At 48.4% G+C, this 10,679-nt stretch carries 7 protein-coding genes; 5 read left to right on the top strand and 2 right to left on the bottom strand.

Annotated features, from left to right (window positions below):
• The first annotated feature begins 212 nt into the window (after positions 1 to 212).
• From nusB to J4G07_12525, 5 genes are all read left to right on the top strand, one after another.
• Entirely contained in the window at positions 213 to 632 is a 420-nt protein-coding gene (gene nusB, locus J4G07_12545) for a transcription antitermination factor NusB (protein MCE2414823.1), read from the top strand.
• Positions 633 to 922: 290 nt separating this feature from the next.
• Positions 923 to 2,728, top strand: a complete 1,806-nt coding sequence (locus tag J4G07_12540; protein MCE2414822.1) for a hypothetical protein — start codon at positions 923 to 925, stop codon at positions 2,726 to 2,728.
• A gap of 139 nt (positions 2,729 to 2,867) precedes the next feature.
• Positions 2,868 to 3,716: a hypothetical protein gene (locus J4G07_12535; protein ID MCE2414821.1), complete on the top strand. Its 849-nt coding sequence runs from the start codon at positions 2,868 to 2,870 to the stop codon at positions 3,714 to 3,716.
• A gap of 6 nt (positions 3,717 to 3,722) precedes the next feature.
• The gene (locus tag J4G07_12530; protein ID MCE2414820.1) at positions 3,723 to 4,748 is read left to right on the top strand and encodes a high frequency lysogenization protein HflD; all 1,026 of its coding nucleotides are present in this window, start codon (positions 3,723 to 3,725) and stop codon (positions 4,746 to 4,748) included.
• A gap of 310 nt (positions 4,749 to 5,058) precedes the next feature.
• Positions 5,059 to 5,940: a prephenate dehydrogenase/arogenate dehydrogenase family protein gene (locus tag J4G07_12525; protein ID MCE2414819.1), complete on the top strand. Its 882-nt coding sequence runs from the start codon at positions 5,059 to 5,061 to the stop codon at positions 5,938 to 5,940.
• A 129-nt stretch (positions 5,941 to 6,069) separates the two neighbouring features.
• Here J4G07_12525 and J4G07_12520 read toward each other — a convergent pair whose 3' ends face one another.
• Positions 6,070 to 7,917 (bottom strand): ABC transporter ATP-binding protein, encoded by a 1,848-nt coding sequence (locus tag J4G07_12520; protein ID MCE2414818.1) that lies wholly within the window; start codon positions 7,915 to 7,917, stop codon positions 6,070 to 6,072.
• A 124-nt stretch (positions 7,918 to 8,041) separates the two neighbouring features.
• Entirely contained in the window at positions 8,042 to 9,883 is a 1,842-nt protein-coding gene (locus J4G07_12515) for an ABC transporter ATP-binding protein (GenBank protein ID MCE2414817.1), read from the bottom strand.
• Between the last annotated feature and the right edge of the window lie 796 nt (positions 9,884 to 10,679).

The raw sequence follows: 10,679 nt of genomic DNA, 5'->3' as shown, positions 1-10,679 counted from the left end.
GGGATTTTCCCTGTAGGGGCAGTCCCTTGTGGCTGCCCACATCCATCATTTTAGGAGTGACACAGCACTAGGTAGAGCGATGAAGGTTCCAGAATCCTTCAGTTTACCCAGAAGCGTCTCTTTTTTCATGGCACATTGAGAAAAACAAACACAGCGAAACCCGACAATCCACTGTGAGAATGAAGCAGGTTTCCAAAAGGTAAATTAAAAATATGTCTCTCCGTAGGCGATCTCGCATCGTTGCGATGCAAATGCTGTATCAAATTCAACTCACCACTGCTCCCGTGCCAAGTGTTATAGAGCTATTTTGGCAGAGCCAAGACACATCGGTAGAACTCCGACCCTTCGCTTTGGAACTCGTTGAAGGCACGATTGCACATCTGGAGGCGATTGATACACTACTTCAAAACACATCCGAAAATTGGAAACTCCACCGGATGCCTGTCGTTGATCTCTCTATTCTACGATGTGCAGCTTATGAAATTCTCTATCTCGATGATATTGATCCAGCAACCTCGATCAACGAAGCTATTGAGATCGCTAAATCCTACAGCACCCCAGACTCCCCTACATTTATCAATGGTATCTTGGATAATATCCAAAATAAACATCCAGATGTTCCTGAATCTTAGCATATCCAACTGTGGAATTTGTAATAGAGTGAAGCCCAAAGTATATAGACATCTCAAGAAGCACCAATCCTATCCCACCGCTGGCGAGATTTGTAACCTCGCCCTTCTGTCGGTGTTCATATTGTGGAATTTACAATAGAGTGAAGCCCGAAAATATATAGACATCTCAAGAGGCACCAACCCTATCCCACCGCTGGCGAGGTTTGTAACCTCGCCCTTCTGTTGGTGTTCATATCCATGTCGTTTAACCGCAAGGTAAATTAAAAAGACCGCAAGGAAAAATTAAAAACTTGAAAAACTTGACGTTTTGTCTGCTACTCCTGATTCCGGTGACTGTAAACGCCGCACAGGAATTCAAATTTGTGAATACGTTCGGTGGAAAAGGATCGGGCGAAGCACAATTCGCCAAAACCGTGTTCATGGCGTTTGGTCCTGATGGTGCTATTTATGTAACGGATACAGATAATTTCCGAATTCAGAAGTTCAATGAAACCGGAGGGTTTGCATTTGACATCCAGATGGAGGCGGAGAGTGAATTTCGATTCATTAACCCGACGGCTATCGCTATTGGCGCGGATAGCAGTATCTATGTGATGGACTGGATGTTCGTGGAGATTTCAGACGCACACCTACAAGAGACGCAGGGTCCCAAAATCTTCAACTACGGTCCGTGTATCCACAAATTCGATGCGAGTGGTGTATTTGTCGAAAGTTACCCGATCCAAGATTTGACCCAGCGAATAAAGCCTCTTGAATCCGCCGCCCCAGGCTTGGATGCCGATGGGAATTACGCCCTGATTATTCCACAAGGGAACACGAAACGACAATTTTTATTAGCAATCGACGTTCACAATAATCTCTATGTTTGCGACAGAGGTGCCCCGAATAGGCTTATCGTCAAACTTGATGCGGACGGTAAGGCAGTTGCCCGCTATTTCCTTGACCAACCCGGAGCAGGTCACATCGCACATCCCGTGGATATGGCAGTCGATAAATCGGGGAATCTCTATGTTGTTGATGAAAAGGGGCATCGGGTACTCAAATATACTGCTGATGGGAAGTTCGAGCGCGCCTTTGGCAAGTATGGCGATGCCGCTGGCGAATTTATCGCACCCTTTCGGATAGCCGTATTGGCAGACGGCACGCTTCTTATCGCCGATACAGCGAAATACTTAAAGGACTTCGCCTCCACGCTTCCGAAACGTCTCGACGATCCGACACAACGCTACGATGGTGGTACAAGGCGCTTTCGCTATCGGCTACGGCGTATCCAACGATTTACCACCGATGGCGCATATACACAAAAGTTGCTGATCCCCTTTCAACGAGAAGTTGAGACAGATGTCGCACTCCAGCTCAAAGGAATTGATGGGCATGGGAACCTTTACTATCTTGAGCCAGCAGAATTACGATTTCGGAAATACGCACCGACCACAGCATTGATCTCTTCAATGTTCCAGACGGAACTCAAACTCCGTTATACACGCGACCTACACGACGTTGAAATCGACAACCAAGATGATTTGGACGCAGATCTCTATACCAAATCCGATTTTGATGAACAGATTATTCAAGATACCGCGTACGCAAATTTGATTTTCTCTTATGACTTCAATGAGGCATACCGTATCGCGGTATCGAATCGACTTACTTACGTCCGAATGACCGATACGAGTTATTACCGGGCAAGGGATTTTGAGGATTTCCGCGGACGGTTCAATCAGGATGACCGGGCGACTGAAAACTCTTGGGACGATCGCATCCAGCTTGATTTTACATGGATTCGCGATCACAGCCTCTACAATTATCGCGAAGCGCGGGCTTTTGCCTACTTTAGCGTCATCCGTCTCGATTTCATCAACGATGCACTTGACAGTTTCAACTACCGATTTTTCGACTTCAATGCTAATCTTTCTGACTGGGGAGCCGGTATACATTACGACTTAAGTCGAACCTTCCGTTTGAATTTTGAAATTACACATTTCTTCGGCGAGAATCGGTATACCTATATCGACGAAACGAATGTTCTCTACGCCACTGGTTTTCAGGAAGGGGACCTGACACGAGCCGTTTTGTTTATAAATGGGATCTTTTAAAACGGTTGCAATATATTCCAAAATTGGATATTATCAGATTTGAAATCCTTGGTATTTTAGAAGCAGATCGGATTGTCCATATCCTGAAGTCTATTGTCGCTAAGTATGTAAACGTTCATACCTAATAGGAGGGATGACCATGGCATCTTTTGGAACAGGTGATTATCAGTATGAAGTCGTGGAAGGATGGGGAATGATTCCGCAGCTCGGACTCGTTTCCGGCGTAGCGTGTGACGCAAATGACAGAGTCTATGTCTATAATCGGAGTCCACAACCTGCTATGCTCGTTTTTGAGGCGGATGGCACCTTCGTCACGGAATGGGGCAAGGACATCTTTCAGAAACCGCACGGTATCTGGATTTCTCCAGACGATGAGATTTATACCACAGACACCGTCGATCACACGGTCCGGAAATTTTCGCTGGATGGGGAATTGTTAGAGACGTTCGGCACTGTCAACCAACCCGGAGCACCCGGAGGACCGTTTAATGAACCGACGCGTGCTGTTCTCTCAACATCGGGGGAGATGTACGTCTCTGATGGCTATGGGCAGTCGCGGGTCCATCGAATGACTGCCGATGGCGAAGTTATCGTCTCATGGGGGGCACCCGGCACGGGACCTGGTGAATTTAACCTCCCTCACGATGTTACCGTCGACCATAATGACCGCGTCTATATTCTTGACCGTGGCAACCTTCGCTGTCAGATTTTTAACAACAACGGCGAATACTTGACGGAATGGACAGACCTCCGGTCCCCGAACGATCTTTTCATTGATAGTGATAACATCATTCACATCGCTGAAGGTGGACAGCGCATCAGTATCATGACGCTTGAGGGTGAAGTCATCGGACGGTGGGGCGAAAAGGGAGATGCCCCAGGACAGTTCAGTGATTCTCCGCACGGTATCTGGATCGATTCAAACGGGAACATCTATGTCAGTGAAGTCGTCGCTGACAGACGTTTCCAAAAATTCGCGAGGGTTTAATCGGTTTTGAAGAAACATTATTTCTTTTCCAATGGCACAGTTTGTAAGCGTGTATTGCAAGCCAGTATCATTTTTATCGGTGTTATGGCGTGCGCGTTGGCTTTTGCTGACGAGGGGCATGAACATTCAGGTGATCGGATAAAGGAACTGATAAATCGTCCCCTTACCCTACAACTCGCAATTGCTGCACTCGTCATCTCATTCGTGCTTGGCGGTTTGCACGCCTTGACACCCGGACACGGAAAAGCCATAGTCGCTGCTTACCTCGTTGGCTCTAAAGGCAGGATAATTGACGCAGTGTTCCTTGGACTCGTCGTTACCTTTACACACACCTTCAGCGTCATCGCCCTTGGAGTTGTCATGCTGGTCGCTCAAGAGTTTGCACCCGAGGATATTGTTCCGTGGTTGAGTCTGTTCTCCGGCGTTTTGATTGTTGGCATCGGCGCATGGTTGCTCACCAAAAATATGAAACAATATTATAGCAGTGGCGCGCACAACCATGCACATGCGCATCAGCACCCGCACCCCCATGATCATTCGCATGGACACGATCATGCCCATGATGACGACCACGATCACGACCATCCGCATGCAGACGACCACGATCACGGACACGACCATTCGCGCGACGATGATCATGATCACTCCCATGACCCTGGACATACACATAGTCATGGCGGGCATACCCATAGCCATGCCCCGCCCGAACGGACAGGTTTTTGGGGGTTGCTATCGCTCGGTATCTCCGGTGGTGTCGTGCCGTGTGTTGATGCACTCATCGGGCTCCTGTTCGCGATTAGTCTCAACAAACTTGTGTGGGGGCTAATTATCCTATGTGCTTTCTCATTGGGACTTGCCGCTGTGTTGGTTGCTATCGGTATCTTGATGGTGATGGCTAAACCGTTGATTGCGCGTTTTACGGGCGAAGGTATCTGGCTCCAACGCCTGCCGATTATGAGTGCTGCTGTCGTCATTTTGCTTGGGGCAGTCTTAGTGTTCAAGGCGATTAACACTGTCGGTATTCACATTTAAGATGGGTTTTTTGCAATAGCCCCAGCGGGGCGGCATCTGTGTAGAATTTTTGTAGGTCGGGTAGAACGGAGTGAAACCCGACAAAATCTAAGTTGTAAAATGTAAAGGGAATGCTGGTAAGTCTTTAGCCCCAGCGGGGCGGCATCTGTGTAGAACCTGAGAACCCTAAACAATCAAGCCCCAGCGGGGCGACATTGTAAAGACGCTGCTATAAAATACCGCGAAAACCCTAAATTGACGCTTATTGTGTGCTTTGAAAGCCACTTACTAAATGCGAAAGGCGTGCTAATAAAGAGAGGAGATGCAATCTATGCTCAACACTGTTGGAATTTTAAGTCCCGGTGATATGGGACACACCGTCGGGAATGTGCTTCGTCAAAACGGTTTGCGCGTCATCACCTGTCTGGAAGGAAGGAGTCAACGCACTCGGCAGCTGGCTGAGAAAGCTGGCATTGTGGACGTGCCAACCTATCCACAGTTCGTCACTGAAGCCGATCTTATCCTCTCAATCATGGTGCCTGCACAAGCGATGTCCGCTGCGTCTGTCGTTGCAGAAACGCTGCAGCAGGTGGATACGACGCTAACATACACCGACTGCAACGCCATCGCGCCACAGACGGTTCGTAAATTGGGAGACCTCATCACCGCGACCGGTGGAACGTTTGTCGATGCGTCCATTATCGGTCCACCGCCTCGGACACCAGGGGCAACGCGGTTCTACGCATCGGGACCCGACCTTAACCTATTTTCAGAACTCAACAATCATGGATTAGATATACGGGCTATCGGCGCAGAGATAGGACTCGCCTCTGCGATTAAGATGTGCTACGCCTCCTTGACAAAAGGGTTAACAGCACTCTGCACCGAATTGCTCACAGCCGCATCCGTGTTAGGGGTGTCGGACGCACTCACTACGGAGTTTCAATTGAGTCAATCGGCACTCTTTGAAAGGATGGAAAAAGGACTACCGAGCATGCCTCCAAAGGCGAGACGCTGGATAGGTGAGATGGAAGAGATTTCGGCAACCTTTGTGTATGTCGGGTTGACCCCGAATATCTTGACAGGCGCGGCGGATATGTATCGTTTCGTCGGGGACACGCCTCTCGCAGACCTTCCCCCAGAGGCACGCGACGAATTTCCAACCTTGGCAGAATTGATTGAAATCTTGGCGAAGAACCTTAAATCGGAGTAACGGCATCCGCAAGGTAAAATTAAAGAATTTAAGCGTAGAGCATAGCCGTAAGCCTGCAACATCGGCGCAGGCGGATATAGGAGATGCACTTGATAGTTCTAACAACCGTTATTTCTCCGCAAGGTAAAATTAAAGATACCATTGTGCTTGTGCCCTGAAAAACTGGGCATACAGTCCATCTTCCGCCAATAGCGTCTCATGATCCCCGTCTTCAATGATCGTTCCGTTATCGATAACAAGAATCCGCTCACACGTGCGGACGGAGGAGAGACGGTGTGAAATCAATACCGATGTCCGTCCTGTACTCCGTTCAATAAATCGTTCATAGATCGCCTGTTCAGCGAGTGGGTCGAGTGCAGCAGTCGGTTCATCGAGGACAACGAGCCATGGGGTTTCCCGCATGAAACTCCGGGCTGTTGCGAGGCGTTGCCATTCGCCACCGGAGAGGTCACGTCCTCCAAAGGTGGGACCGAGCATGGTCTCGTAACCTGCGGTGAGTCCGTCAACAACCGAGGCTGAACCACCCGCAATTGATGCCGCTTCCATACGTTCCGGATGTTCTACATCTCCAAAGATAATGTTTTCACGCGCAGTGAGATGGTAGCTCGTGAAGTCTTGAAAAACGGCACTGCAATGCGTCAACCACTCTTGACGGTTCTCTTCGTTTAGTAGGACATCTCCTACGTGAATTGTGCCTGTCTGTGGACGGTAAAGACCCAACAATACACGTCCCAGTGTCGTTTTTCCGGCGCCGTTGGGTCCTACCAGTGCGACGCGTTCCCCTTTTTTCAAAGTTACGTTTATGTGATTTAACACGGGGACTTGCGTATTTGGATAGCGGAATGATACATTTTCTATCCGAAGATATTGAGGTTCTTCAGTGGTCTGGAATGAATAATTGTAAGATTCTGAAGGGTATGCCTCCTCTGTCTTTGCCTTGATTGTGTCTGAGCCACGATCCAAAAACGCATACAAATCTCCTGACAAACGGCGCATCTCGTCCGCAATCAATAGAAAATAACCAGCGACTCCGTTCCAGATGCCATCCAAGTTGACGATGGCGACGGCAGCGGCAATATAAGTGCCGACGGTCAGTCTTCCGAGAGAGACCTCCAGCAATAAAAGAATAAGCGAACAAGCGTATAACAAAGCACGTGAGATACCAATCGCAAGATGGGCTATAAATTTACGCCGTTCAATTACCTGTTGTTCTTGTATGAGTTCTCTCCATAATTTTTGCCAGCGTCCTATCCAGAGGTCCTGTGCTTGGTATAACCGTACTTCCTTACCTGCGCCGCGATCCGTCAGGATACCTTCTAACGCATCTCGCTCCCGTCGTTGTGGTGTCTGCTCTACATCAAGGCTGTAATGATCGGCAGCAAAACGCGAACCACTCCACCAAGACGTTATACCGGTCACCGTCGGAAGCAATGCTAACAACGGATGAAGACCCCACAGCACGATACCAAGCGCCGTGACGCTGATTAATTGTTGAATGCTGTCAACGAGCCACCACACAATCTCTTCAAGTTCATCACCCGACATGGTGCGCGCTCGCGCTAACGCGTTTTGAAATGCTGGCGTCTGGAACTCGATCAACTCTATTGTATTAGATTTCCGTGTGATACCCTCACTGATCCAAATTTCGATGTTTTCTCTGACGTTGAGGCGTAAGGGTTCTCGTAACTGGTCTGCAAGCGTACTATAGATTTGTAGACCGAGTAGACCGAGCAACCAAGGGACAACCTGCTGCCACCAATCGGTATCGCCTATAGCAGCGGTGATTGCATTGACTAAGTGTTCCGTCACGAAATAATCGCCTACAGGCAGAACGCCGAGGGATAGTGTGAGGAACATCATGCCCGAAAGCGCGAGTGAACCGCTCCGCCAGACAATCGCAAAAGTTCGGAAGTATGCGATGATACTTTCTTTCGCAGCCAGTCCCCATGTCTTCCATTTTCCATTAGCGTTTTGCATTTTTTAATACTTCAATCAGGGCGGGTTGCTGCGCAACCCTTTAGGTTATAAGTTAAAGAGAATGCTGATGCCATAAGTCTTAACTTATAACCTCTTAACCTATAACCTTTCTTGTGAGCAGTTTCTACCGATACCAATGTGCTTGTGCTTGAAAAAATCTGGCGTAGAGTCCATCTCTGGCAAGTAACGCCTCATGTGTGCCGTCTTCAACAATACGTCCTGAATCTAATACCAAGATACGATTTGCGAGACGCGCCGATCCGATTCGGTGTGAAATCAGGAACGTCATCCGTCCAGCTGCAAGTTCAACAAAACGTTGATAAAGTTCGACTTCGGCTTGTGGATCCAAGGCAGCGGTCGGCTCGTCAAGGACGAGGATTTGGGGATTTCTAACTAAAGCCCGCGCAAGTGCAACTTTTTGCCATTCGCCGCCAGAGAGTTCCGCGCCTTCACCTTCTTCGCCGAGTGAAGGGTCAAGGAAGGTATCCAAGCCGCGCGGAAGCGTCTGAAAACGTTCCTCGATACCAACCGCATTGATGACGCGCCAGAGTGCTTCGTCGTCAATATGGAGGTTCGGGGGACCTGGCACCAACTCCTCACGCACAGGTCTACGAAACCGCGCGAAGTCTTGGAAAACGGCAGCACAGTTAAGGGCTATCTGTTCCGGGGCAATTGCGGCGATATTTTTCTCGTCATAGCGGATTGTTCCAGCATCAGGTTTGTATAATCCGAGCAACAGTTTAATTAGTGTTGATTTTCCAGCACCGTTGACACCCACGATACTAACGATCTCTCCGGGACGTACGTGGAAGTTTATGTCTTGTAACACGTCGTCAGTCGCACCCGGATATTGGAAGCGTAGATTACGCACTTCTACGCCATACTGTAGCGGCTGTGGGAATGTCTCGGTTCCTGACTGTGTACGCGCCGTTTTTCCGCGTTCTAAGAGGGAATGTAAATCACGAAGCAAGGGGACATCTTCAAGTATATTTTGTATGAGGGACAGCAATTCCTCCAGATTACCTTGAAAGGCGGCAGCAGTCCCAGTAAGAATCACATAGTCGCCAATCGTGAGCTGACCATCTACAATACGCGCAGCGAGTATACCAATCGCTATAGCGTAAGCGATGATTTCAGCGATGGTTGTCCCAATGGATGCCCTCGCTTCTGTCCAAATCTTTGCAAGCGATTCTTTCTTCCATTTTTCATGGTTTGTTCGCCAGCGTCCGAAAAGCAGATTGAACAGACCATAGAGCCTCACTTCCTGTCCAGAGGAAGATCCGAGCAATAAACTCAGCATATAGTCCATCATACGGCGCACGGGGGTCGCTTCGTAATCGTGGCTGTACCTTCTTTCGGCTGTCTTAACTTTAAGCCAGGCAGACGGAAAGGCGGGTAACACCACTACGAGTACCAGCAGTGGATCTGCTACCCATAGGAGGACCCCATATCCTACCAGTGTCACACAGATTTGTCCAATCTCCGTGAGAAAGCGCAGTAGATTCGTGAGCCGATGCCCGAGTGCTTGTCGCGCCCGCTGTATCAAATCATACGTCTGTGGCTGATCAAAAACAGAAAAGTCGATATGGGTTGTCGCCTCAAGTAAGGCTCCCTGCTGGTGGAGTCCGATAAGGTTTTTCATTTTCCATTGCAGGTATCCATCACAAGTATCGGCTATATTTCTGAGCATTGCCAAAAGCACGAGTGCCGACACCCACGGTGCTGCGGTTTCTAAACTCAAATCCGCTTCCTGATCGAGAAAAGCAGCGATGAGATTCACCAGTTCTCGGCTTGCCCAAAGAATCCCTATTGGGATACACCCGTGTGTGAGCGTCAAAAGTGACTGTGCGATGGCTCCGAATGGACTCACTCGCCACGCCACAAAGAAAAAACGGCGCAACGTCTTCACGGCAGACGGACGAGAGTCTGATGCTGTGTTGGGGGAATGTGTGTTGTTGCTATCCATTTTTTCGCTCCAAAAAAATAACCTACGGAGTTTAATCCGAAGGTTTTAAAAAAAATCACTTAAAGTTAATTGTAGCACAAGTTGTGTGAAGTTTCAGAATTTAATTCGGTAATATCTATTTTTCTCAGTTCTGGTAGGTGCCCACACGGAGAACCTTCATACCCGGGGAAGTGCATAAGCACTTCATACCGTTGATTCTGATTCATGCGATCTGCATTCCCAACCTCACCATAGGTGTCAATTTAAGAAAAGTAATAGCTTAGTTCTCCTCCCAAGTCCGGTAGGCACGGTTTGAAACCGTGCCGGGTTCTATCCACAAACCGTGTATATCCCAAAAGCCTCTTTAGTCCCGAAGGGTTTATTTGCTTGGGTGTTCTTCAGTATCTATGTAGAAACAGAATCAACGAAACATCCAGCCCCAGAGGGGCGGCATTTGTGTAGAAAAAGGTGCATCTCTTATTTTGAACCCCAGCGGGGTGACATTTGTGTGATCTTGCCTGTATACGTGTAGATAATGTATCGCAAGCACAGCTCGCTCTACTTACACAAACTAACAATTTATATGACAATCCAGACAGATTGTGCTCTGCAAAAAGAACCGGCACCAAATGAGTTTCAGAACTCGTCCGATGCCGATTGTGTAACAGATTTTATTGTTCTAAGCCTTCTCTGCAGGTTCTGGACGTGTGTAATCAGTAAGTGCCCTAGTGCTGTGTCGAGTTGAGTTTGATAGTATTGTAAGTTGGGTTGAAGGGATTTTCCCTGTAGGGGCAGTCCCTTGTGGCTGCCCACATCC

The organism is Candidatus Poribacteria bacterium, assembly GCA_021295715.1.
Classification (GTDB): domain Bacteria; phylum Poribacteria; class WGA-4E; order WGA-4E; family WGA-3G; genus WGA-3G.
Note: the sequence above shows the minus strand (reverse complement) of the source record. Positions and strands in the feature narration are given on the sequence as shown.

Excerpts from the sequence above, each read along its gene's own strand:
- nusB (MCE2414823.1), top strand. The coding sequence starts at position 213 with ATGTCTCTCCGTAGGCGATCTCGCATCGTTGCGATGCAAATGCTGTAT.
- J4G07_12535 (MCE2414821.1), top strand. The coding sequence starts at position 2,868 with ATGGCATCTTTTGGAACAGGTGATTATCAGTATGAAGTCGTGGAAGGA.
- J4G07_12525 (MCE2414819.1), top strand. The coding sequence starts at position 5,059 with ATGCTCAACACTGTTGGAATTTTAAGTCCCGGTGATATGGGACACACC.
- J4G07_12520 (MCE2414818.1), bottom strand. The coding sequence starts at position 7,917 with ATGCAAAACGCTAATGGAAAATGGAAGACATGGGGACTGGCTGCGAAA.
- J4G07_12515 (MCE2414817.1), bottom strand. The coding sequence starts at position 9,883 with ATGGATAGCAACAACACACATTCCCCCAACACAGCATCAGACTCTCGT.